The 22,244-nt window shown below is 68.3% G+C and carries 34 protein-coding genes; 1 reads left to right on the top strand and 33 read right to left on the bottom strand.

The genetic code is table 11. The features are described 5' to 3' along the window. Positions 1 to 30: 30 nt before the first annotated feature. From rplQ to ABTY40_RS13170, 32 genes are all read right to left on the bottom strand, one after another. Positions 31 to 528: a 50S ribosomal protein L17 gene (gene rplQ, locus ABTY40_RS13325; RefSeq protein ID WP_309053760.1), complete on the bottom strand. Its 498-nt coding sequence runs from the start codon at positions 526 to 528 to the stop codon at positions 31 to 33. A 168-nt stretch (positions 529 to 696) separates the two neighbouring features. Continuing rightward, positions 697 to 1,719 carry a DNA-directed RNA polymerase subunit alpha gene (locus ABTY40_RS13320; RefSeq protein ID WP_003966937.1) on the bottom strand — a complete coding sequence of 341 codons (1,023 nt, stop codon included), beginning with the start codon at positions 1,717 to 1,719 and terminating at the stop codon, positions 697 to 699. Positions 1,720 to 1,875: 156 nt separating this feature from the next. After that, positions 1,876 to 2,280 carry a 30S ribosomal protein S11 gene (gene rpsK, locus ABTY40_RS13315; protein WP_003956432.1) on the bottom strand — a complete coding sequence of 135 codons (405 nt, stop codon included), beginning with the start codon at positions 2,278 to 2,280 and terminating at the stop codon, positions 1,876 to 1,878. A gap of 62 nt (positions 2,281 to 2,342) precedes the next feature. After that, a complete protein-coding gene (rpsM, locus tag ABTY40_RS13310) occupies positions 2,343 to 2,723 on the bottom strand; it encodes a 30S ribosomal protein S13 (RefSeq protein ID WP_015035595.1) in 381 nt (126 codons plus the stop codon). Positions 2,724 to 2,911: 188 nt separating this feature from the next. Beyond that, entirely contained in the window at positions 2,912 to 3,025 is a 114-nt protein-coding gene (rpmJ, locus tag ABTY40_RS13305) for a 50S ribosomal protein L36 (protein WP_003956441.1), read from the bottom strand. Between the two features lie 62 nt (positions 3,026 to 3,087). Further along, the gene (infA, locus tag ABTY40_RS13300) at positions 3,088 to 3,309 is read right to left on the bottom strand and encodes a translation initiation factor IF-1 (RefSeq protein WP_003956442.1); all 222 of its coding nucleotides are present in this window, start codon (positions 3,307 to 3,309) and stop codon (positions 3,088 to 3,090) included. A gap of 172 nt (positions 3,310 to 3,481) precedes the next feature. Next, positions 3,482 to 4,333, bottom strand: a complete 852-nt coding sequence (gene map / locus ABTY40_RS13295; RefSeq protein ID WP_345278539.1) for a type I methionyl aminopeptidase — start codon at positions 4,331 to 4,333, stop codon at positions 3,482 to 3,484. A gap of 98 nt (positions 4,334 to 4,431) precedes the next feature. Beyond that, on the bottom strand, positions 4,432 to 5,079 hold the full coding sequence (locus ABTY40_RS13290; RefSeq protein WP_345278540.1) for an adenylate kinase: 648 nt from the start codon (positions 5,077 to 5,079) through the stop codon (positions 4,432 to 4,434). After that, on the bottom strand, positions 5,079 to 6,398 hold the full coding sequence (gene secY, locus ABTY40_RS13285) for a preprotein translocase subunit SecY (RefSeq protein WP_345278541.1): 1,320 nt from the start codon (positions 6,396 to 6,398) through the stop codon (positions 5,079 to 5,081). Before secY ends, ABTY40_RS13290 begins: the two co-directional genes overlap by 1 nt. 568 nt (positions 6,399 to 6,966) lie before the next feature. Further along, positions 6,967 to 7,422, bottom strand: a complete 456-nt coding sequence (gene rplO / locus ABTY40_RS13280) for a 50S ribosomal protein L15 (RefSeq protein ID WP_352059611.1) — start codon at positions 7,420 to 7,422, stop codon at positions 6,967 to 6,969. 1 nt (position 7,423) lies between these two features. Beyond that, positions 7,424 to 7,606: a 50S ribosomal protein L30 gene (gene rpmD, locus ABTY40_RS13275; RefSeq protein WP_010473936.1), complete on the bottom strand. Its 183-nt coding sequence runs from the start codon at positions 7,604 to 7,606 to the stop codon at positions 7,424 to 7,426. Beyond that, on the bottom strand, positions 7,606 to 8,211 hold the full coding sequence (gene rpsE / locus ABTY40_RS13270) for a 30S ribosomal protein S5 (protein ID WP_005313527.1): 606 nt from the start codon (positions 8,209 to 8,211) through the stop codon (positions 7,606 to 7,608). Before rpsE ends, rpmD begins: the two co-directional genes overlap by 1 nt. A gap of 43 nt (positions 8,212 to 8,254) precedes the next feature. Further along, the gene (gene rplR / locus ABTY40_RS13265) at positions 8,255 to 8,638 is read right to left on the bottom strand and encodes a 50S ribosomal protein L18 (RefSeq protein ID WP_352059610.1); all 384 of its coding nucleotides are present in this window, start codon (positions 8,636 to 8,638) and stop codon (positions 8,255 to 8,257) included. Between the two features lie 3 nt (positions 8,639 to 8,641). Then, positions 8,642 to 9,181: a 50S ribosomal protein L6 gene (rplF, locus tag ABTY40_RS13260; protein ID WP_031076678.1), complete on the bottom strand. Its 540-nt coding sequence runs from the start codon at positions 9,179 to 9,181 to the stop codon at positions 8,642 to 8,644. Between the two features lie 21 nt (positions 9,182 to 9,202). Further along, complete coding sequence (gene rpsH / locus ABTY40_RS13255) at positions 9,203 to 9,601, bottom strand: 30S ribosomal protein S8 (protein ID WP_006347222.1); 399 nt, start codon at positions 9,599 to 9,601, stop codon at positions 9,203 to 9,205. A gap of 206 nt (positions 9,602 to 9,807) precedes the next feature. After that, entirely contained in the window at positions 9,808 to 9,993 is a 186-nt protein-coding gene (locus ABTY40_RS13250) for a type Z 30S ribosomal protein S14 (protein WP_003956452.1), read from the bottom strand. Positions 9,994 to 9,998: 5 nt separating this feature from the next. Further along, entirely contained in the window at positions 9,999 to 10,556 is a 558-nt protein-coding gene (gene rplE / locus ABTY40_RS13245) for a 50S ribosomal protein L5 (protein WP_345279013.1), read from the bottom strand. After that, a complete protein-coding gene (gene rplX / locus ABTY40_RS13240) occupies positions 10,553 to 10,864 on the bottom strand; it encodes a 50S ribosomal protein L24 (protein ID WP_128985129.1) in 312 nt (103 codons plus the stop codon). Before rplX ends, rplE begins: the two co-directional genes overlap by 4 nt. Before the next feature lie 2 nt (positions 10,865 to 10,866). Then, positions 10,867 to 11,235: a 50S ribosomal protein L14 gene (gene rplN / locus ABTY40_RS13235; protein WP_003956455.1), complete on the bottom strand. Its 369-nt coding sequence runs from the start codon at positions 11,233 to 11,235 to the stop codon at positions 10,867 to 10,869. 107 nt (positions 11,236 to 11,342) lie between these two features. Further along, entirely contained in the window at positions 11,343 to 11,636 is a 294-nt protein-coding gene (gene rpsQ, locus ABTY40_RS13230; protein WP_345278544.1) for a 30S ribosomal protein S17, read from the bottom strand. Then, complete coding sequence (gene rpmC, locus ABTY40_RS13225; RefSeq protein ID WP_128985131.1) at positions 11,636 to 11,860, bottom strand: 50S ribosomal protein L29; 225 nt, start codon at positions 11,858 to 11,860, stop codon at positions 11,636 to 11,638. Before rpmC ends, rpsQ begins: the two co-directional genes overlap by 1 nt. Then, a complete protein-coding gene (gene rplP / locus ABTY40_RS13220; RefSeq protein WP_015035580.1) occupies positions 11,860 to 12,279 on the bottom strand; it encodes a 50S ribosomal protein L16 in 420 nt (139 codons plus the stop codon). Before rplP ends, rpmC begins: the two co-directional genes overlap by 1 nt. Positions 12,280 to 12,284: 5 nt before the next feature. Continuing rightward, positions 12,285 to 13,115 carry a 30S ribosomal protein S3 gene (gene rpsC, locus ABTY40_RS13215; RefSeq protein WP_019888753.1) on the bottom strand — a complete coding sequence of 277 codons (831 nt, stop codon included), beginning with the start codon at positions 13,113 to 13,115 and terminating at the stop codon, positions 12,285 to 12,287. Then, positions 13,115 to 13,462: a 50S ribosomal protein L22 gene (gene rplV / locus ABTY40_RS13210; RefSeq protein ID WP_009327087.1), complete on the bottom strand. Its 348-nt coding sequence runs from the start codon at positions 13,460 to 13,462 to the stop codon at positions 13,115 to 13,117. The genes rpsC and rplV overlap by 1 nt, the downstream gene beginning before the upstream one ends. Before the next feature lie 43 nt (positions 13,463 to 13,505). Then, positions 13,506 to 13,787, bottom strand: a complete 282-nt coding sequence (gene rpsS / locus ABTY40_RS13205; RefSeq protein WP_023547380.1) for a 30S ribosomal protein S19 — start codon at positions 13,785 to 13,787, stop codon at positions 13,506 to 13,508. Between the two features lie 12 nt (positions 13,788 to 13,799). After that, positions 13,800 to 14,636, bottom strand: a complete 837-nt coding sequence (rplB, locus tag ABTY40_RS13200; protein ID WP_137993935.1) for a 50S ribosomal protein L2 — start codon at positions 14,634 to 14,636, stop codon at positions 13,800 to 13,802. A gap of 39 nt (positions 14,637 to 14,675) precedes the next feature. Next, positions 14,676 to 14,999: a 50S ribosomal protein L23 gene (gene rplW / locus ABTY40_RS13195; protein ID WP_309056775.1), complete on the bottom strand. Its 324-nt coding sequence runs from the start codon at positions 14,997 to 14,999 to the stop codon at positions 14,676 to 14,678. After that, positions 14,999 to 15,658, bottom strand: coding sequence for a 50S ribosomal protein L4 (gene rplD / locus ABTY40_RS13190; RefSeq protein ID WP_352059609.1), 660 nt, complete (start codon positions 15,656 to 15,658; stop codon positions 14,999 to 15,001). The genes rplW and rplD overlap by 1 nt, the downstream gene beginning before the upstream one ends. A gap of 4 nt (positions 15,659 to 15,662) precedes the next feature. Continuing rightward, on the bottom strand, positions 15,663 to 16,307 hold the full coding sequence (gene rplC, locus ABTY40_RS13185) for a 50S ribosomal protein L3 (protein ID WP_309056773.1): 645 nt from the start codon (positions 16,305 to 16,307) through the stop codon (positions 15,663 to 15,665). Between the two features lie 13 nt (positions 16,308 to 16,320). Next, positions 16,321 to 16,629, bottom strand: a complete 309-nt coding sequence (gene rpsJ / locus ABTY40_RS13180) for a 30S ribosomal protein S10 (protein WP_003948644.1) — start codon at positions 16,627 to 16,629, stop codon at positions 16,321 to 16,323. 417 nt (positions 16,630 to 17,046) lie between these two features. After that, the gene (locus ABTY40_RS13175) at positions 17,047 to 18,291 is read right to left on the bottom strand and encodes an RNA polymerase sigma factor (RefSeq protein ID WP_352059608.1); all 1,245 of its coding nucleotides are present in this window, start codon (positions 18,289 to 18,291) and stop codon (positions 17,047 to 17,049) included. Continuing rightward, a complete protein-coding gene (locus tag ABTY40_RS13170) occupies positions 18,288 to 18,650 on the bottom strand; it encodes a YciI family protein (protein WP_345278547.1) in 363 nt (120 codons plus the stop codon). The genes ABTY40_RS13175 and ABTY40_RS13170 overlap by 4 nt, the downstream gene beginning before the upstream one ends. Positions 18,651 to 18,866: 216 nt before the next feature. Between ABTY40_RS13170 and ABTY40_RS13165 the strand changes: the two genes are divergently transcribed. Beyond that, positions 18,867 to 20,867 carry a PIG-L family deacetylase gene (locus ABTY40_RS13165; protein WP_352059607.1) on the top strand — a complete coding sequence of 667 codons (2,001 nt, stop codon included), beginning with the start codon at positions 18,867 to 18,869 and terminating at the stop codon, positions 20,865 to 20,867. Between the two features lie 123 nt (positions 20,868 to 20,990). On the opposite strand, the gene tuf is transcribed toward ABTY40_RS13165, so the two are convergent. Further along, positions 20,991 to 22,184, bottom strand: a complete 1,194-nt coding sequence (gene tuf, locus ABTY40_RS13160; RefSeq protein WP_345278549.1) for an elongation factor Tu — start codon at positions 22,182 to 22,184, stop codon at positions 20,991 to 20,993. Between the last annotated feature and the right edge of the window lie 60 nt (positions 22,185 to 22,244).

Here is a 22,244-nt window from a genome sequence, read left to right as displayed (position 1 = left end):
CGGGCCCGCTCGCGAAGGCTCTCAGAACGCTCAGGCGTCCTTCGACTCCTCGGCCGGCGCCTCGGCGGCGTCGTCGGCCTTGGTCTCCTCGGCCTTGGGGGCCTCGTCGGCCTCCTTGACGGCGCGCTTGGTGGCGGCCTCGGCCTCGGCGACGGTGGCCTTCTTGGCGATCTCGCCCTCGACCAGCTCGATCACGGCCATCGGGGCGTTGTCGCCACGACGGTTGCCGATCTTGGTGATGCGGGTGTAGCCACCCGGACGCTCCGCGTAGCGCGGCGCGATCTCGGTGAAGAGGGTGTGGACGATGCCCTTGTCGGTGATCGTCTGCAGCACCAGGCGACGGTTGTGGATGTCGCCCTTCTTCGCCTTGGTGATCAGGCGCTCGGCGACCGGACGCAGGCGGCGGGCCTTGGCCTCGGTCGTCGTGATGCGGCCGTGCTCGAAGAGCGACTTCGCCAGGTTGGCGAGGAGCAGCTTCTCGTGCGCGGCGGAGCCGCCGAGACGGGCACCCTTGGCGGGACGCGGCATGGTGTTTCTCCTTGTGATCTGCACCGGCCGTATGAGGTACCGGTGTCAGTATCCGAGCAGGCGGTTACCTGTCGGAGACCGGGGCGTGCGCCCCGGGAAGGGTGCGGGGAACTGCGCGGTCGAGCACAACCCGCCCGCACCCGAGTACGGACCCGAAGGCCCGAGCCCTTAGTACTGCTCGGTCTCGACGAAGCCCGCGTCCGCGTCGTCGTCGGCGCCGAAGGCGTCGGCGGCGGCGGTCGGGTCGAATCCGGGCGGGCTGTCCTTGAGGGCCAGGCCCATGCCGGCCAGCTTCGCCTTGACCTCGTCGATCGACTTCGCACCGAAGTTGCGGATGTCGAGCAGGTCGGCCTCGGAGCGCGCCACGAGCTCACCCACGGAGTGGATGCCCTCACGCTTGAGGCAGTTGTAGGAGCGGACCGTGAGCTCCAGCTCCTCGATCGGCAGCGCCAGGTCGGCGGCGAGGGCGGCGTCCGTCGGGGACGGGCCCATGTCGATGCCCTCGGCGTCGATGTTCAGCTCGCGGGCGAGACCGAACAGCTCGACCAGGGTCTTGCCGGCGGACGCCATGGCGTCGCGCGGGCGCATGGCCTGCTTGGTCTCGACGTCGACGATGAGCTTGTCGAAGTCGGTGCGCTGCTCGACTCGGGTCGCCTCGACCTTGTAGGTGACCTTGAGGACGGGCGAGTAGATGGAGTCGACCGGGATACGGCCGATCTCCTGGCCCACCTGCTTGTTCTGGACGGCGGAGACGTAGCCGCGACCGCGCTCGACGGTCAGCTCCATCTCCAGCTTGCCCTTGCCGTTGAGCGTGGCGAGGACGAGGTCGGGGTTGTGCACCTCGACACCGGCCGGGGGCGCGATGTCGGCGGCGGTGACCAGGCCCGGGCCCTGCTTGCGCAGGTACATCACGACCGGCTCGTCGTGCTCCGAGGAGACGACCAGCTGCTTGATGTTGAGGATGAGGTCGGTGACGTCCTCCTTGACGCCCGGCACGGTGGTGAACTCGTGCAGGACACCGTCGATGCGGATGCTGGTGACAGCGGCACCCGGGATCGAGGAGAGGAGGGTACGGCGGAGGCTGTTGCCGAGGGTGTATCCGAAGCCCGGCTCCAGCGGCTCGATCACGAACCGGGAGCGGAACTCGTCGACGACCTCTTCGGTCAGCGACGGACGCTGAGCGATAAGCATGTGTGTTCCTTCAGTCGTGGACGCCCACTATTTGACGCCCGACGGGGTGCGGCAGGTACTGCCGCGGCGCTGCGTACTGCGTACTGCAAGGGTACGGGCGGCACGCCCCGCGAGGGGGCGCACCGCCCGGAAAACCCAGGTCAAGCAGGCGGCGCGTCAGACGCGGCGGCGCTTGGGGGGACGGCAGCCGTTGTGCGGCGTGGGGGTGACGTCCTGGATCGAGCCGACCTCGAGGCCGGTGGCCTGGAGGGAGCGGATCGCGGTCTCACGGCCGGAGCCGGGACCCTTGACGAAGACGTCGACCTTGCGCATGCCGTGCTCCTGCGCGCGGCGGGCGGCCGACTCGGCGGCCATCTGCGCGGCGAAGGGGGTGGACTTGCGCGAGCCCTTGAAGCCGACGTGGCCGGCGGAGGCCCAGGAGATCACGTTGCCCGAGGGGTCCGTGATGGAGACGATCGTGTTGTTGAACGTGCTCTTGATGTGCGCGTGGCCGTGAGCGACGTTCTTCTTTTCCTTGCGGCGCACCTTCTTGGCAGCGCCCTGACGACCCTTGGGGGGCATCTATAACTCCTACGGGAGGTGGTCGGTCCTACAGCGAAGACCGTGGTCAAGTCCGCTGAGGACTACTTCTTGCCCGGCTTCTTCTTGCCGGCGATGGCGCGACGCGGGCCCTTGCGGGTACGAGCGTTCGTGCTGGTGCGCTGACCGCGGACGGGCAGGCCACGACGGTGGCGCAGACCCTGGTAGCAGCCGATCTCGACCTTGCGGCGGATGTCGGCCGCGATCTCGCGGCGGAGGTCACCCTCGGTCTGGAGGTTGGCGTCCACGTACTCGCGGATCTTGACGAGGTCTTCCTCGGCAAGGTCGCGGACACGGGTGGACGGGTTCACGCCAGTGGCGGCGAGGATCTCCTCGGACCGGGTGCGCCCGATACCGAAGACGTAGGTGAGTGCGACCACCACACGCTTTTCGCGCGGGATGTCAACACCGGAAACGCGTGCCATTCAATGGCTCCTGTGTTCTCGGGGGTCTGCCGCAGAACCGGTCCCGACTGCCGTATGAGGTACAGGTCGGGTCCCCGGCCCCCGCCGGAGGTGCCGTCAGCCGTGGTGCACGGCCGGACGGGCTCTGCGTATGTACGTATTGCTCGCGTCGCGCGAAGAACTGCGGAAGGCAGGTCGGTCGGCGTGCGTCAGCCCTGGCGCTGCTTGTGGCGCAGGTTGTCGCAGATGACCATGACCCGGCCGTGACGGCGGATCACCTTGCACTTGTCGCAGATCTTCTTGACGCTCGGCTTGACCTTCATGGGATGTGAGGTTCTCCGGGTCAGTGCCACCACCCGCGCCGGAGGCGGGGTGCGGGCAAGATCTACTTGTAGCGGTAGACGATCCGGCCACGCGTCAGGTCGTAGGGAGACAGCTCCACGACGACCCGGTCGTCCGGCAGGATACGGATGTAGTGCATACGCATCTTGCCGGAGATGTGCGCGAGGACCTTGTGACCGTTCTGGAGCTCCACCTTGAACATCGCGTTCGGCAGGGACTCGATCACGGTGCCCTCGATCTCGATGGCACCTTGCTTCTTGGCCACGCTTCGCCTTTCGAATCGGCTACCTTGATCGACTCCCGATCCCCGGTGCGGACACACGGGTACACGAGAGCCGACGCATCAGTCTACGTCAGCGCTTCGGAAAAGACGAATCCGGGAAGTTTGCCCACCCCGGAAGATCCTTACGCAAGAAGCCGCGCCGGATCCGGGACGGCTATCCGAGGGGGTCCGGCGCCGCCGTCACGCCGAGCTCGGCCAGCTTGGCCTTGCCGCCGTCGACCGCGGTGAGGACCAGGGGGCCCTCCTCGGTGAGGGCGACGCTGTGCTCCCAGTGCGAGGACCAGGTGCCGTCGGTCGTGATGACCGTCCAGTCGTCCTCCAGGACCTCCGTGCGCGGGGTGCCCAGGGAGACCATCGGCTCGATCGCCAGGCAGAAGCCGGGGACCAGCTTCGGGCCCTTGCCGCGCTTGCGCGAGACGTAGTTCAGCAGGTGCGGATCCATGTGCATCTCGGTGCCGATGCCGTGGCCGCCGTAGTCCTCGATGATCCCGTACCGGCCGAGGCTGTGGTCACCGACCGCGGGGCGCGGCTGGCGCTTGATGTACGTCTCGATCGCCTTCGAGATGTCGACCAGCCGGTTGCCGGGCTTCATGGCCGCGATGCCGGCCCACATCGACTCCTCCGTCACCCGCGACAGCTCGATCAGCTCCGGGGCGTGGCCGGTGCCGACGAAGGCGGTGTACGCCGCGTCGCCGTGCCAGCCGTCGACGATGGCGCCGCAGTCGATGGAGATGATGTCGCCGTCCTTCAGGACGGTCTTCTCGTCGGGGATGCCGTGGACGACGACCTCGTTCACCGAGGTGCAGATCGTCGCGGGGAACCCGCCGTACCCGAGGAAGTTCGACTTCGCCCCGTGGTCGGCGATCACCTTCCGCGCGACCTCGTCCAGGTCCCGGGTGGTGGCGCCGGGCACGGCCGCCTCGCGCGTCGCCGCGTGGATGGCCGCGACGACCAGCCCCGCCTCGCGCATCTTCGCGATCTGCTCGGGGGTCTTGATCTGCACCATCGTGGCCGCGGCCTTTCCGTCGATTGAGGGGTAACAGAACAACGATACGGCCGCGGCGCCCCCGAGGGGCACCGCGGCCGTACCGGACGAACCGTGGGTTACTTCTTCAGCGCGCCCATCGCACGCGCCGTGACCTCGTCCACCTTGCCGAGCGCCGAGATCGTCACGACCAGGTTCTGCGCCCGGTAGTAGTCGATGATCGGCTCGGTCTGCGTGTGGTAGACCTCCAGGCGCCGGCGGACGGTCTCCTCGGAGTCGTCGTCGCGCTGGAACAGCTCGCCACCACAGACGTCGCAGACACCCTCGGTCTTCGGGGCGTTGTACGTCACGTGGAAGACGTGCGAGGAGTCGTTGCGGCAGATGCGGCGGCCCGCGATCCGCTTCACGACCTCGTCCTCGGGGACCTCCAGGTCCAGGACCGCGTCCAGCTGCATGTCCTCGGCCTTGAGGACCGCGTCCAGAGCCTCGGCCTGGGCCACGTTCCGGGGGAAGCCGTCGAGCAGGAAGCCGTTGGCGGCGTCGGCCTGCTCCATGCGGTCCTTGGCCATCCCGATGGTCACCTCGTCGGGCACCAGGTCGCCGGCGTCCATGAACGCCTTGGCCTTCAGACCCAGCTCCGTGCCCTGAGAGATGTTGGCTCGGAACAGGTCACCCGTGGAGATGTGCGGGATGTCCAGGTTCCTGGCAAGGAACGCGGCCTGCGTACCCTTGCCGGCCCCGGGCGGTCCGACGAGGACGATTCGCATCAGCGGAGGAACCCTTCGTAATTGCGCTGCTGGAGCTGGCTCTCGATCTGCTTCACGGTCTCCAGCCCCACACCCACGATGATGAGGATGCTCGTCCCGCCGAAGGGGAAGTTGGCATTGGCGCCACCGAAGCCTGCCAACGCCATCGTCGGCACAAGAGCGATCAGACCCAAGTACAGCGAGCCCGGCCAAGTGATCCGGTTGAGCACGTAGCTCAGGTACTCGGCAGTAGGTCGACCAGCCCGGATACCCGGGATGAAGCCACCATACTTCTTCATGTTGTCGGCGACTTCCTCGGGGTTGAACGAGATCGCCACGTAGAAGAAGGCGAAGAACACGATCAGGAGGAAGTACGTGGCGATGTAGTAGGGGTGGTCACCCTTGACGAAGTGGGCTTCGATCCAGGTCTTCCAGCCCGCGGTGGAGTTGGAGAACTGCGCGATCAAGGCCGGGATGTAGAGCAGCGACGAAGCGAAGATGACAGGAATCACACCGGCCTGGTTCACCTTCAGCGGGATGTACGTGGACGTACCGCCGTAGGAGCGCCGGCCGATCATGCGCTTCGCGTACTGGACCGGGATGCGCCGCTGGGCCTGCTCGACGAAGACCACGAGGGCCACCATCACGAAGCCCACGAGGATCACGATGCCGAACTCGATCCAGCCGTTGGCCATGTCGCCGCTCTCCTTGATGGCCCACAGGGCCCCGGGGAAGCCGGCGGCGATCGAGATGAACATCAGGATCGACATGCCGTTGCCGACGCCCCGGTCGGTGATCAGCTCACCGAGCCACATGACGAGAGCGGTACCGGCGGTCATGGTGATGACCATGGTGGTGATGGTGAAGATCGAGGGGTTCGGCACGACCTGGTCGGCCACGGCGCAGCCGCTGAACAGCGCACCGCTCTTGGCGGTGGCGACGAGGCCGGTGCCCTGAAGGACGGCCAGGGCGATCGTCAGGTACCGCGTGTACTGCGTGATCTTGGCCGTGCCGGACTGCCCCTCCTTCTTGAGGGCCTCGAGCCGCGGGATGACGACGGTCAGCAGCTGCAGAATGATGCTCGCCGTGATGTACGGCATGATGCCGAGCGCGAAGATGGTGATCTGCAGCAGCGCGCCGCCGCTGAACATCTGCATCAGGCCGAACAGGCTGCTGTCGCCCTCGCTGGCCTGCTTGACGCACTGCTGGACGGCCTCGTAGCTGACGCCGGGCACCGGAATGTGGGCCCCGAGGCGGTACAGGACGATGATGCCGAGCGTGAAGAGCAGCTTCTTGCGCAGGTCGGGCGTCTTGAACGCCCGGGCGAACGCGGTGAGCACGGTGCCTCCTGCGACCCCCGCGTAGCGCGCGTGAGGGCAACGGTCAGTTATGGATGATGAGCAGGTACACAAGAAGGCAGTTCTGTGCACCTACCACAGACTGCCCGGAACGCTAACAGCGGATACCATACCCGGCTGCCGAGGCCAGCGGAAATGTCTCCATCAGGTCGCAGAGCCCCGCCGGGGTGTGCTGCGTACCGGGGCGGTCCCCACTTTCGTCCGGTGCGCGGCCGGTGAGCGGACGGGACGACCTCCCTCATCGGCCCGGGAAGACCGTCGGACCAGCGGCGCCTGCTGACGCGAGGGACCCCGCCGCGCCGGCCGCTTCCCGCTGCGGGCAGGCGCCGCCCACGTCCGCGTGAGCGGCCCCCCTTGGCGTCTCCCTGGCCCGAGCACCACCGGCGTACACCGGCGGAGGCGGCTCCACCCCGGTGGGAGGGTCCCTCGTGGCGCGGGGCCCGTCTCCTCCGCCGCCTGATTCGCACCGGGCCCGGGAAACAAAAAGCCTGGCCGCCACCCCCGGAGGGGTAGCGGCCAGGCTTTTGTTCGATCAGGCCATCGAGTCGTCTCAGACGAGCTCGGTGACGGTGCCGCCGGCGGCGGTGATCTTCTCCTTGGCGGAGCCGGAGACGGCGTCAACCGTCACCTGCAGCGCCACGGAGACCTCGCCCTGGCCCAGGACCTTGACGAGCTGGTTCTTGCGCACGGCACCCTTGGCGACCAGGTCGGCCACCGTGACCTCGCCACCCTGCGGGTAGAGCGAAGCCAGCTTGTCCAGGTTCACGACCTGGTACTCGGTGCGGAAGGGGTTCTTGAAGCCCTTCAGCTTCGGGAGACGCATGTGGAGGGGCATCTGGCCACCCTCGAAGCGCTCCGGAACCTGGTAGCGGGCCTTCGTGCCCTTCGTACCACGACCGGCCGTCTTACCCTTCGACGCCTCACCACGACCCACACGGGTCTTGGCGGTCTTGGCGCCCGGGGCGGGACGGAGGTTGTGGACCTTCAGCGGGTTGTTCTCCGCCATGTCAGTCGACCTCCTCGACCGTCACGAGGTGGCGGACGGTGTGCACCATTCCGCGGAACTCGGGGCGGTCCTCCTTGACGACCTGCGTGTTGATGCCCTTGAGACCAAGGGAACGCAGGGTGTCGCGGTGGTTCTGCTTGCTGCCGATGTACGACTTCGTCTGCGTGATCTTGAGGCGGGCCATTACGCACCCGCCCCAGCACGCGCACGAAGCAGAGCCGCGGGGGCGACGTCCTCGAGCGGCAGACCACGGCGGGCCGCGATCTCCTCGGGGCGCTGCAGGCCCTTCAGGGCCGCCACGGTCGCGTGCACGATGTTGATCGCGTTGTCGGAGCCGAGCGACTTCGACAGGATGTCGTGAACGCCGGCGCACTCCAGGACGGCGCGCACCGGGCCACCGGCGATCACACCGGTACCGGGGGAAGCAGGCTTCAGCAGGACGACGCCCGCGGCCTTCTCACCCTGGATGGGGTGCGGGATGGTGCCCTGGATACGGGGGACCTTGAAGAAGTGCTTCTTGGCCTCCTCCACACCCTTGGCGATGGCGGCCGGCACCTCCTTGGCCTTGCCGTAACCGACACCCACGGTGCCGTCACCGTCGCCCACCACGACCAGCGCGGTGAAGCTGAAGCGACGACCACCCTTCACAACCTTGGCGACACGGTTGATCGCGACAACGCGCTCAACATAAGCGGTCTTCTCGGCGGCAGCTGCGCCGCCGTCACGGCCCTTCCGGTCCCGCCGCTCGCCGCCACCGGCACCGCTTCCGCGGCGCTGGGGTCCAGCCATTGGAATTACCTCTCTTCGTTTTCCGCTGAGCTACGGAACCGGCTCAGAACTTCAGGCCGGCTTCGCGGGCGGCGTCCGCCAGGGCGGCGATGCGCCCGGCGTACTGGTTGCCGCCACGGTCGAACACGACAGCCTCGACGCCGGCGGCCTTGGCACGCTCGGCCACGAGCTGGCCGACCTGCTTCGCCTTCGCCGACTTGTCGCCTTCGCCGCCGCGGATGGACGCGTCCAGGGTGGACGCCGACGCCAGGGTGTGACCCTTGAGGTCGTCGATGACCTGAGCGGTGATGCCGCGGTTGGACCGGGTGACGACGAGGCGCGGACGCTCTGCCGTTCCCGAGACCTTCTTGCGGATGCGGATGTGGCGACGCTTCAGAGCAGCGCCCTTGTAGGCCTTGCCCTTGGCAATCTTCACGCCGTATGCCATGGCTTACTTACCAGCCTTTCCGACCTTGCGGCGGATGACCTCGCCCGCGTACTTCACGCCCTTGGCCTTGTACGGGTCGGGCTTACGAAGCTTGCGGATGTTCGCGGCGACCTCGCCGACCTTCTGCTTGTCGATGCCCTCGACCGAGAACTTGGTCGGCGACTCGACCTTGAAGGAGATGCCCTCGGGGGCCTCCACCAGGATCGGGTGGCTGTAACCGAGCTGGAACTCCAGGTTGGAGCCCTTCGCGGCGACGCGGTAACCGACACCGCTGATCTCGAGCGCCTTCGTGTACCCCTGGGTCACACCGGTGATCATGTTGGCCACCAGCGTGCGGGACAGGCCGTGCAGGGCCTTGTTCTGACGCTCGTCGTTGGGGCGGGTGACGTTGAGAACGCCGTCCTCACCCTTCACGATCTCGATCGGCGCGGCGACGGTGTGGGTCAGGGTGCCCTTGGAACCCTTGACCGTGACCGTGCGGCCCTCGATGGTGACGTCCACGCCGGCGGGAACCGTGATGGGGAGCTTGCCGATACGCGACATTGGCTTTTCCTCCGTTCCCGACTACCAGACGTAGGCGAGGACTTCCCCACCCACGCCCTTCTTCTGAGCCTGCTGGCCGGTCAGGAGACCGTGGGACGTGGAGATGATCGCCACGCCCAGGCCGCCGAGGACCTTCGGCAGGTTGGTGGACTTCGCGTAAACCCGGAGGCCCGGCTTCGAGATCCGCTTGATGCCCGCGATGGAGCGCTCACGGTTCGGACCGAACTTGAGCTCGAGAACGAGGTTCTTGCCGACCTCGGCGTCCTCGACCTTCCAGCCCGTGATGAAGCCCTCCTGCTGGAGGATTTCCGCGATGTGAGACTTGATCTTGCTGTGCGGCATCGTCACGGAGTCGTGGTACGCCGAGTTCGCGTTACGCAGACGCGTGAGCATGTCTGCGATCGGATCAGTCATGGTCATGAATTGGCCTTCGGCCTCTCTCGCCGGGGTTTCCAGTGCGCCATCCCTCTCCCCACACAGGGGCGGGACGGGTGCGGCGCGGGGACCTACGGCGTAGTAAGTCGTACGGGCGGCGGACGCCCAACCCCACAAGCCTAAGCCATCAGGGGGTGGGCCTCCGCCGACCCAATCCTTACCGAGAGACTCCGGTTATCCCAAGTAGGGGATTACCAGGAGCTCTTGGTCACGCCCGGCAGCTCGCCACGGTGAGCCATCTCACGAAGGCAGACGCGGCACAGGCCGAACTTGCGGTACACGGAGTGGGGACGACCGCAGCGCTGGCAGCGGGTGTACGCACGCACACCGAACTTGGGCTTGCGGGCAGCCTTCGCGATGAGAGCCTTCTTCGCCATCTCGCTTACGCCTCCTTGAACGGGAAGCCGAGGTGACGCAGAAGGGCACGGCCCTCGTCGTCATTGGTCGCCGTGGTGACCACGGTGATGTCCATACCCCGGACACGGTCGATCTTGTCCTGGTCGATCTCGTGGAACATGACCTGCTCCGTGAGACCGAAGGTGTAGTTGCCCCGGCCGTCGAACTGCTTGGGGGACAGACCACGGAAGTCGCGGATGCGCGGAAGCGCGAGCGACAGGGTGCGGTCCAGGAACTCCCACATGCGGTCGCCACGGAGGGTGACGTGCGCACCGATCGGCTGACCCTCGCGCAGCTTGAACTGCGCGATGGACTTGCGGGCCTTGGTGACGGCCGGCTTCTGACCGGTGATCGTGGTGAGGTCGCGGATGGCGCCCTCGATCAGCTTCGAGTCACGGGCGGCGTCGCCGACACCCATGTTGACCACGATCTTCACGAGGCCGGGAATCTGCATGACGTTCTCGTACGAGAACTCCTCACGCAGCTTGCCCGCGATCTCCTCGCGGTACTTCGTCTTGAGACGCGGAGTGGTGGTAGCCATCAGATGTCCTCACCCGTCCGCTTGGCAACGCGGATCTTGTTGCCCTCGTCGTCGAAGCGGTAACCGACACGCGTGACGACCTTCTTGCCGTCCTTCTCCACGACCAGCTGGACGTTGGAGACGTGGACCGGAGCCTCGGTCGTCACGATGCCGCCGGCCTGGTTCGGGCCGGCCTTGGTGTGCTTCTTGACCCGGTTGACACCCTCGACGAGGACGCGGGACTCGGCGGGGAAGGCCGCGATGACCTTGCCCTGCTTGCCCTTGTCCTTACCGGTGATGACCTGGACCAGGTCGCCCTTCTTGATCTTCATGCTTACAGCACCTCCGGCGCGAGCGAGATGATCTTCATGAACTTCTTCTCGCGCAGCTCACGGCCGACGGGGCCGAAGATACGGGTGCCGCGAGGGTCGCCGTCGTTCTTCAGAATGACGGCGGCGTTCTCGTCGAAGCGGATGTACGAGCCGTCCTGGCGGCGGCGCTCCTTGACGGTGCGAACGATGACCGCCTTGACGACGTCACCCTTCTTCACGTTGCCACCGGGGATCGCGTCCTTGACGGTGGCGACAATGACGTCACCGATGCCCGCGTAGCGGCGACCCGAGCCACCGAGAACACGGATGCAAAGGATCTCCTTGGCACCAGTGTTGTCGGCGACGCGAAGTCGCGACTCCTGCTGGATCACGTCTATCTCCTGATTGTCTGCCGGTTCCCGGCAGGGGCAGCCTCCGGGGAGGTCGTGCCCCTGCCGAGCCTGGCGGAACGATTCCTAGGGAATCCCCCTAGGAGGGATTACTTGGCCTTCTCGAGGATCTCGACGACGCGCCAGTGCTTCGTGGCAGACAGCTTCCGGGTCTCCATGAGGAGGACGCGGTCGCCGATGCCGGCCTGGTTCTGCTCGTCGTGAGCCTTGAGCTTGTTCGTACGGCGGATGACCTTGCCGTACAGCGCGTGCTTGACGCGGTCCTCGACAGCGACGACGACGGTCTTGTCCATCTTGTCGCTGACGACGAGGCCCTCACGCACCTTGCGGGCGTTGCGCGAGCCGCTCTTGTTGTCAGTCTCAGTCACGTTGTTCTCGCTCATCAGGCGTTCTCCACCGTCTCGATGCCCAGCTCGCGCTCGCGCATCAGGGTGTAGATCCGGGCGATGTCCTTACGGACGGACTTGAGCCGACCGTGGTTCTCGAGCTGCCCGGTCGCCGCCTGGAAGCGGAGGTTGAACAGCTCTTCCTTGGCCTCGCGAAGCTTGGCAACAAGCTCCTCGTTGCCCAGCTCGCGCAGCTCGGACGCCTTGGTACCGGCCGACATCACAGCTCACCTGCCTCGCGCTTAACGATCTTGCACTTCATCGGCAGCTTGTGGGCCGCACGGGTCAGGGCCTCGCGCGCGATCTTCTCGTTCGGGTACGACAGCTCGAACATCACCCGACCGGGCTTGACGTTCGCGATCCACCACTCCGGCGAACCCTTACCGGAACCCATGCGGGTCTCGGCAGGCTTCTTCGTGAGCGGGCGGTCCGGGTAGATGTTGATCCAGACCTTGCCGCCACGCTTGATGTGGCGGGTCATCGCGATACGAGCCGCCTCGATCTGGCGGTTGGTCACGTACGCCGGAGTGAGGGCCTGAATGCCGTACTCGCCGAACGCAACCTGCGTACCACCCTTGGACATACCGCTGCGCTTCGGGTGGTGCTGCTTGCGGTGCTTGACCCTACGGGGGATCAGCATTTCGGTCAGGCCTCCGTTCCGGTGCTCTCAGCCGGAGCGGCGGCGGCGGCCTCGGCCTTGGGGGCCTCGGCAGCAGCAGCCTGCTGCGGCTTGCGACCGCGACCGCCACGCTCGCCACCGCGGCCACCACGGCCGGCCGGGCGGTCAGCGCCACCACGGGCCGGGCGGTTGCCGGCGCGGGCAGCGGCGTTCTCGGCGCGGACCTCGGCGATGTTCTTGACGTCGCCCTTGTAGATCCAGACCTTCACGCCGATGCGGCCGAAGGTCGTCTTGGCCTCGAAGAAGCCGTACTCGACGTTCGCGCGGAGCGTGTGCAGCGGCACACGGCCCTCGCGGTAGAACTCCGAGCGGGACATCTCGGCGCCGCCGAGACGGCCACCGCACTGGATCTTGATGCCCTTGGCGCCGGCCTTCATGGCGGACTGCATGCTCTTGCGCATGGCCCGACGGAAGGAGACGCGGGAGGACAGCTGCTCGGCCACGGCCTGGGCCACGAGCTGAGCGTCGACCTCGGGGTTCTTGACCTCGAGGATGTTCAGCTGGACCTGCTTGCCCGTGAGCTTCTCGAGGTCACCGCGGATGCGGTCGGCCTCGGCGCCACGGCGGCCGATCACGATGCCCGGACGGGCGGTGTGGATGTCCACGCGGACGCGGTCACGGGTGCGCTCGATCTCCACCTTCGAGATGCCGGCGCGCTCCATGCCGGACGTCATCATCCGACGGATGGCGACGTCTTCCTTGACGTAGTCCTTGTACAGCTTGTCGGCGTACCAGCGGGACTTGAAGTCCGTGGTGATGCCGAGCCGGAACCCATGCGGGTTAACCTTCTGGCCCATTACCGGGTTCCTTCCTTGCTGCTGACGACCACGGTGATGTGGCTGGTCCGCTTGCGGATCCGGTAGGCACGGCCCTGAGCACGCGGACGGAACCGCTTCAGGGTCGGGCCCTCGTCGACGTACGCCTCGCTGATGAACAGCGAAGAGGCGTCCGTGTGGTCGTAGTTGTGCGCGGCGTTGGCAATGGCGCTGTCGAGCACCTTGCCGACCGGCACGGAGGCGGCCTGCGGAGCGAATCGCAGGACCGCCTGGGCCTCCGTGGCGTCCATGCCACGGATGAGGTCCACCACGCGGCGGGCCTTCATGGGCGTGACGCGGATGTACCGCGCCTGGGCCCTGGCTTCCATGGTTGTCCCTTCAGTTACTTACGTGTCTGAATGCGATCCGCTACTAGCGGCGCTTCGACTTCCGGTCTTCCTTGACGTGGCCCCGGAAGGTGCGCGTCGGCGAGAACTCGCCGAGCTTGTGGCCGACCATCGACTCGGTGACGAACACCGGGATGTGGGTCTTGCCGTTGTGCACCGCGAGCGTGTGGCCCAGCATGGCCGGCACGATCATGGAGCGACGGGACCAGGTCTTGATGACGTTCTTGGTTCCGGCTTCGTTCTGAGCGTCCACCTTCTTGATGAGGTGGTCGTCGACGAAGGGTCCCTTCTTGAGACTGCGCGGCATCTAAACCCGCTCCTAGCGCTTCTTGTTCGTCTTGCGGCGGCGGACGATGTACTTGTTCGAAGCCTTCTTCGGCGAACGAGTACGACCCTCCTTCTGACCCCACGGGGAGACCGGGTGGCGACCACCGGAGGTCTTGCCCTCACCACCACCGTGCGGGTGGTCGACCGGGTTCATCGCCACACCGCGAACGGTCGGGCGAACGCCCAGCCAGCGCTTGCGGCCGGCCTTGCCCCAGTTGATGTTCGACTGCTCGGCGTTGCCGACCTCGCCGATGGTGGCGCGGCAGCGGGCGTCGACGAGACGGATCTCACCGGAGGGCATGCGGAGGTGGGCCATGGTGCCCTCCTTCGCCAGCAGCTGCACGGAGGCACCCGCGGAGCGGGCGAACTTGGCGCCACCGCCGGGACGGAGCTCGATCGCGTGGATCGTGGTACCGACCGGGATGTTACGGAGGGCCAGGTTGTTGCCGGGCTTGATGTCGGCGCCAGGGCCGTTCTCCACCCGGTCACCCTGCGCGAGGCCACGCGGGGCGATGATGTAGCGCTTCTCGCCGTCCGCGTAGTGCAGCAGAGCGATGCGCGCGGTGCGGTTGGGGTCGTACTCGATGTGAGCGACCTTGGCCGGCACGCCGTCCTTGTCGTGACGACGGAAGTCGATCACGCGGTAGGCGCGCTTGTGGCCACCGCCCTGGTGACGGACGGTCACACGACCGGTGTTGTTACGGCCGCCCTTGCTGTGCAGGGGGCGGACCAGCGACTTCTCCGGCGTGGACCGCGTGATCTCGACGAAGTCGGCTACGGAGGAGCCACGGCGGCCCGGCGTAGTCGGCTTGTACTTGCGGATTCCCATTTCTCAGTCCTCGTCCGATTCCGGACGACTCGACCGCCGTCAGGCGGTCGGGCCGCCGAAGATGTCGATACGGTTGCCCTCGGCAAGGGTCACGATGGCGCGCTTGGTGTTGGCGCGCTTGCCGAAACCGGTGCGGGTGCGCTTGCGCTTGCCCTGACGGTTGATCGTGTTGACCGAGGTGACCTTGACCGAGAAGACCGCCTCGACGGCCTGCTTGATCTGGGTCTTGTTGGCGCCGGGCGCGACGATGAACGTGTACTTGTTCTCGTCGAGCAGCGCGTAGCTCTTCTCGGAGACAACCGGCTTGACGAGGACGTCACGCGGGTCCGTGAAGGTCTTGCTGGTGATCGTGGCCTCGGACATCAGGCCTCGCTCCCTTCGGTGTCAGCAGCCTGCGACTTCGGGGCGCCAGACACGAAGGACTCGAGGGCGGCCTGGGTGAAGACCACGTCGTCGGATCGCATCACGTCGTACGTGTTCAGCTGGCCCGGCTCCAGGATGTGGACCTGGGGCAGGTTGCGGGCGGACAGCCACGCGGCCTCGTCGGAGCGCTCGGCGACCAGGAGCAGGTTCTTGCGCTCCGAGATCTTGCCGAACAGCGTCTTGGCGGCCTTGGTGGAGACGTCACCCTCGACCACGCCGGAGACGACGTGGATGCGGGAGTGGTTCGCCCGGTCGGAGAGGGCACCGCGGAGGGCGGCGGCCTTCATCTTCTTGGGGGTCCGCTGCGAGTAGTCACGCGGCACGGGCCCGTGCACGACGCCACCACCGGCGAACTGCGGGGCGCGGGTCGAACCCTGACGGGCGCGGCCGGTGCCCTTCTGGCGGTACGGCTTCTTGCCACCACCACGGACCTCGCCACGCGTCTTGACCTTGTGCGTGCCCTGACGGGCGGCGGCCAGCTGCGCGACGACGACCTGGTGGATCAGCGGGATGCTGACCTTGGCCTCGAAGATCTCGGCCGGGAGCTCGACGGTCCCGGTCTTGTCGCCGGAGGGCGACAGAATGTCAATGGTGCTCATATCCTCAGGCCCCCTTGGCCGCGGTGCGGACCAGGACGAGGCCGCCGTTCGGACCAGGAACCGCGCCCTTGATGAGCAGCAGGCCCTTCTCCGCGTCAACGGCGTGAACGGTCAGGTTCTGGGTGGTCACGCGCTCGTTGCCCATGCGGCCGGCCATGCGCATGCCCTTGAAGACACGGCCCGGGGTGGCGCAGCCACCGATCGAACCGGGCTTGCGGTGCACTCGGTGGGCACCGTGGGAGGCCTTGCCACCGCGGAAGTTGTGCCGCTTCATGGCACCGGCGAAGCCCTTGCCCTTGCTCTTGCCGGTCACGTCGACCTTGATGCCCGCCTCGAAGACCTCGGCGGTGATCTCCTGGCCGAGGGTGTACTCGCTGGCGTCAGCGGTACGGATCTCGACGAGGTGACGGCGCGGGGTGACGTCCGCCTTGGCGAAGTGGCCCTTGAGGGGCTTGTTCACCTTGCGCGGGTCGATCTCGCCGAAGGCGATCTGGACCGACTCGTAGCCGTCGGTGTCGTTCGTACGCACCTGGGTCACGACATTCGGGCCGGCCTTGACGACGGTCACCGGGACGACCCGGTTGTTCTCGTCCCAGACCTGCGTCATGCCGAGCTTCTCGCCCAGGATGCCCTTGATGTTCTTAGCCATCTCGCGCGTCACCTCAGAGCTTGATCTCGATGTCGACGCCAGCCGGCAGGTCGAGACGCATGAGCGAGTCGACGGTCTTCGGCGTGGGGTCGAGGATGTCGATGAGGCGCTTGTGCGTGCGCATCTCGAAGTGCTCGCGCGAGTCCTTGTACTTGTGCGGCGACTTGATGACGCAGTACACGTTCTTCTCAGTGGGCAGCGGCACCGGGCCCGCGACCGACGCACCAGTGCGCGTCACCGTCTCGACGATCTTCTTCGCCGAGGAGTCGATGACCTCGTGGTCGTAGGCCTTGAGCCGGATGCGGATCTTCTGTCCCGCCATGGCTACTCAGTAGTCCTTTGTCTCGTAACGCTCTGGAACCCGGGGGATCTGAAGACCCCTCCTCCGACCCACGCGGTCGGGCGTGTCGCACTCCCTCTACGAAGAAGTCCCGAAGGATTTCCCAACCAAGGGGGTGCGGGCCCAAAAACCCGCGAAGCCGGGGGCGGAACACCCACCGGGTGCCTGGTCGGCGCCCCGCTGACGCTTCCCGGAAGATTCCCGTACGTCCGCCCCTGACAAGGGACGACGAGTACTGTGGGACTCGCTTCCGGTCCTCCCGGCGGGAGGCGCGCAGCATCGGCACTCAACCGAGCAACCCCGACAGTCTGCCACACGCGGCCGTCCCGCCGCCAATCGGGGCCCAAGACTGTACCCCACGTCACGTACGGCTACACGCAGGGTCGCGCGAGGGGGCACTCACGCCAGCCGCCGCGCCCTCTGCGTGAGGTGGCGGCGTTCCGGGGCGCTGAGGGTGTGGCGGGCGGCCTCGCGGTAGGCGGTGGCCGCGGCTTCCCGGTCGCCGAGGAGTTCCAGCAGGTGGGCGCGGGTGGCCTGCAGGCGGTGGTGGTGGGCCAGGCGCTTGTCCGCGGCGAGGGTGTCCAGGAGGGCGAGGCCCGCCTCGGGGCCGTCGACCATGGCGACCGCGACCGCCCGGTTGAGCGTGACCACGGGGCCCTGGCCGGTCCGCTCCAGGAGCTCGTAGAGGGCGAGGATCTGCGGCCAGTCCGTCTCCTCGGCGGTGGGCGCCTCGTCGTGGACGGCCGCGATCGCCGCCTGGAGCTGGTACGGGCCGACCCGGCCCTGCGGCAGCGTGCGGCTGATCAGCTCCACGCCCTCGGCGACGAGCCCCGCGTCCCACGCGCCCCGGTCCTGTTCCGCGAGCGGCACCAGTTCGCCGTGCGGGCCCGTCCGGGCCGGCCGGCGCGCGTCCGTGAGGAGCATCAGGGCCAGCAGGCCGGCCGTCTCCGCGTCGTCGGGCACCAGCCGGTGCAGCAGCCGGGTGAGCCGGATCGCCTCCGTGGACAGCCCGGGCGCGGTCAGCTCCTCGCCGCCGCTGCTCGTGTACCCCTCGTTGAAGACGAGGTACAGCACGTGCCGGACCTCGGCGAGCCGCTCCGTGCGGTCCTCGCCCTCCGGCAGGGCGAACGGGTTCCCCGCGGCCCTGATCGTCTGCTTGGCACGGCTGATCCGCTGCGCCATGGTCGCCTCGGGCACCAGGAACGCGGCGGCGATCTGCGCCGTCGTGAGGCCGCCGACCGCGCGCAGGGTGAGCGCGATCCTGCTGGGCGGCGACAGGTCGCGGTGACAGCAGAGGAACAGCAGGGCCAGGGAGTCGTCCCGGTCCGCGACCGGATCGTCGTCGGCCGCGGGCGCGAGGAGTTCGGCGGCCGGGGTGGCCAGCGCCAGGGCGTCCTCGCGCCGGCGCCGGGCCGCCTCGCTGCGTACCTGGTCGACGAGCTTGCGGGAGGCCACGGTCACGAGCCAGCCGCGCGGGTTGTCCGGCACCCCCTCGGCGGGCCACTGCAGGGCGGCGGCGACCAGGGCCTCCTGGACGGCGTCCTCGCAGGTGTCGAAGGTGCCGTACCGGCGGACGAGCCGGCCGAGGACCTGCGGCGCGAGATCGCGCAGCAGGTCCTCGACGTGGAGCGGGCCCCCGGTCACACGTCCGCCGACGACTCGTGCAGGACGGGCCACAGCTCGACCGGGTCGACGTCCGCGAAGGGCATGTCCGCGGCGATCTGCTGCGCCCGCTCCAGGCTGTCGCAGTCCAGCAGGTAGAAGCTGGCCAGGTACTCCTTGGTCTCCAGGTAGGGCCCGTCGGTGACGGCCGGGGCCCCGCCCTCGCGGCGGACGAGCTGCGCGGCCGCGGCGTCGGCGAGCCCGTAGGCGCCGATCAGTTCGCCGCTCTCGCGGTACTTCCGGTTGAAGGCCTCCTGGCGGGCGATCGCCTCGGGCCAGGCCTCGGCCGGGAACGCGTCCCACTTGGCCTGGTTGCCGTAGATCATCGCGACGTACTTCATGGTGGGATCCTCCCCGTTCCGCCCGCCCCTGTGGCGCGCTGTCACCCTTCGGTCGGAGCCGGCTCCGGCGTCTCGACATCCGCTCGCGGGTTTCCCGGAAACTTTCTCAAGATCTTTTTCCTGGTGCTGTGATCCTGCGCGCAGCGGCCCCGGTCGCACAACCCCCTCCCCCGCACAGCCGTCTTGCAGGGGAACGGACGAGCGAAGGGGCGTGGAGTGCACATATCAGCCCGCCGGCGGACGGTTCTGGCCGCCGCCCTGGCGGCCGGCGCGGGGACCGCGGCGACGCTCGCCGGGTGCTCCGTCCCCCAGCCGCGCAGGACCGTGCCGACCGCCGATCCGGCTCCGGGGAAGCCGGTCGACCGGGCCGGGCCGGGCCGGGCGCTGCTCATGCAGTTCGCCGCGCATCCCGACGACGACCTGTACTTCATGAATCCGGACGCTCAGCGGCTGCTCGACGCGGGCGTGCCGCTGGTTTCGGTGTACGTGACGGCGGGCGAGCACACCGGCGTGAACCGGATCGCGGGCATGCCGGAGACCCCTCCGGACCGGGCCGCTTACTCCTCGTCCCGGCACCAGGGACTGCGGCAGGCGTACGCGGAGGCGCTCGGTCTGCCCCGCTTCACGCCCTGGCGGCGCCGGGTGCTGACGCTCGCCGGCGGGCGGCGGGCCGAGGTGGACGTCCTGGCGCACGGCGGACGCCGGGTGGAGCTGGTCTTCCTGAACCTGCCGATGCACACCTCCCGCCGGTACATGGCGGTGCCCGCGCTCTGGGAGGACCGGGCGCTGGAGCTGCGGACGCACCTGTCGGCGGGGTCGCCGGTGACCCGGGTGGACACGTACGACCACGAGCAGCTGACCGGCGTGCTCGTGGACCTTCTGCGCCGCCACCGGCCGACGGTGGTGCACACCCTGGACCCGGATCCGGACACGCAGCACAGCGACGAGGCGACCCGGAAGCGGGACAGCGAGCAGCCGGGCTACTCGGACCACGGCGACCACACGGCGGTGGCCTGCTTCACCTGGGCGGCGCTGTGCCGGTGGGTGGCGGAGGCGGTACGGGACGGGGAGCCGGTCCCGGCGTTCGCGGTGACCGCGTTCCGCGGCTACTACAACCGGCACTGGCCGAAGAACCTGCCGCCCTCGGTGCTGGCGGAGAAGGCCGCGCGGCTCGTGCCGTACGGCGGGGACCCGTCCTGGCGGTGCGGGAACCCGTCGGGCTGCGGCGACTATGGGGTGGGCGGCGACCGTCCGCTGACCAACCGGAAGGGCTGGGTGCGCTCCACCCACCACCGCTGGCCGCTGCGCGGGCCGGTGGTCGCGGAGGGCCCGGGCGGCCGGCTGGAGGCGTACGGGGTCCTCGGACTGCGCGCGGTCCGGTGGCGGGAGTCGGCGCCCGGGGTGTGGGGCGGCCCGGAGGACCTGGGCGGCGGGCCGCTGGCTCCGGCCCCGGGGGCGGCCGTGCTCGGTGACGGCCGGCTGCTGCTGTTCGCGGTGCGGTTCGCCGCCCTGGAGGGCCGGGGCCGGCCGGACCGGCGTGAGGTGGTGCTCCTGGAGCAGCGCTCCCCCGGCGGTCCGTTCCTCGCGTGGCGGGGGCTCGGCAATCCGGAGCGGGGGGACGACCGGGGCCGGCGGATCGGCGCCCCCGTGGCGGTGACGGCCCCCGACGGCCGGGTCCACCTCTTCGTACGGAACGCGGACAAGGGCGTCTCCACGCGCGTGCGGGAGCCCGGTGGGGCCTGGGGGCCGTGGCGGGTGCTGCCGGGCGGCGCGGAGGTGCAGGACGGTTTCGCGGTGTCGGTGGACGCGGCGGGCCGGACGCATGTGTACGCGGCGGGGCGGGAGTCCGTACGTCACTGGGTGGACGGCCGGGAGGCGGCGGGCCGGCTGCCGTTGTCCGGGGCGACGGTGGCGAGCGCGGCCGGTGAGCTGTTCCACCGGCCGCCGGCGTCGGGGACGCTGCTCGGGCCGGGCGGCGACGCGGGTCTGGACGGGTACGGGCCGGTGGCGGCGGTGCGGTCACCGGCGCTGGGGACGGTGCTGCTCGGCACGGACCTGGAGGGCCGGACGGCCGTACGGGCCGGGGACCGGTACGGGGTGCGCACGGAGCGGCCGGCGGCCCTGGCGGCGACGGCGCACGCCGGGGCGCGGGGACTGACAGTGGTGGGGCTGGGCGCGGACGGCCGTCCCTGGTCCTGGACTCCTTGGGGGGTGTGAGGTCCCGGCCCGTACGGGCCCCGGCCGGGCCGGACCGGACATGCGAGAAGGCCCCGCACCTTTCGGTGCGGGGCCTTCTCCACTGCTCAGCAGCTCCGGGGAGCTACCAGGTCAGATCGACAATTACTTGTTGATCTTGGTGACCTGGCCGGCGCCGACGGTCCGGCCACCCTCACGGATGGCGAACTTGAGGCCCTCCTCCATGGCGACGGGCTGGATCAGCTCGACGGTCATGGAGGTGTTGTCGCCCGGCATGACCATCTCGGTGCCCTCGGGGAGGGTCACGACGCCGGTCACGTCCGTGGTACGGAAGTAGAACTGCGGGCGGTAGTTGTTGAAGAACGGGGTGTGACGGCCACCCTCGTCCTTCGACAGGATGTAGGCCTGGGCCTCGAACTCGGTGTGCGGCGTGACCGAACCGGGCTTGATGATGACCTGGCCGCGCTCGACGTCCTCGCGCTTGATGCCACGGAGGAGCAGACCGACGTTCTCACCGGCCTGGCCCTCGTCGAGCAGCTTGCGGAACATCTCGATGCCGGTGACCGTGGTGGTGGTCTTCTCGGTCTTGATGCCGATGATGTCGACGGTCTCGTTGACCTTGAGGACACCACGCTCGATACGACCGGTGACGACGGTGCCACGACCGGTGATCGTGAAGACGTCCTCGATCGGCATCAGGAACGGCTTGTCGACGTCACGCTCGGGCTGCGGGATGGCCTCGTCCACGGCCTTCATGAGGCCGAGGAGCTTCTCGCCCCACTCCTTGTCGCCCTCGAGCGCCTTCAGCGCCGAGACGCGGACGACCGGCAGGTCGTCGCCCGGGAACTCGTACTCGGTGAGGAGCTCACGGACCTCGAGCTCGACGAGCTCCAGGATCTCCTCGTCGTCCACCATGTCGGCCTTGTTCAGGGCGACGACGATGTACGGAACGCCGACCTGGCGGGCCAGGAGCACGTGCTCCTTGGTCTGCGGCATCGGGCCGTCGGTGGCCGCGACCACGAGGATGGCGCCGTCCATCTGCGCCGCACCCGTGATCATGTTCTTGATGTAGTCCGCGTGACCGGGGCAGTCGACGTGGGCGTAGTGACGCGACTCGGTCTGGTACTCGACGTGCGCGATCGAGATCGTGATACCGCGCTGGCGCTCCTCGGGAGCCTTGTCGATCTGGTCGAAGGCCGAGGCCTCGTTCAGGTCCGGGTACGCGTCGTGCAGCACCTTGGTAATGGCGGCCGTGAGGGTCGTCTTACCGTGGTCGATGTGACCGATGGTGCCGATGTTGACGTGCGGCTTAGTCCGCTCGAACTTCGCCTTCGCCACGGGGGTCCTCCTGGAGTGGTTCTGAACGCCTTGCTTCATCGGCGCCAGGTGATCTTTGCT

The sequence above is a fragment of the Streptomyces sp. NPDC126503 genome (assembly GCF_040302405.1).
GTDB lineage: Bacteria > Actinomycetota > Actinomycetes > Streptomycetales > Streptomycetaceae > Streptomyces > Streptomyces gulbargensis.
Note: the sequence above shows the minus strand (reverse complement) of the source record. Positions and strands in the feature narration are given on the sequence as shown.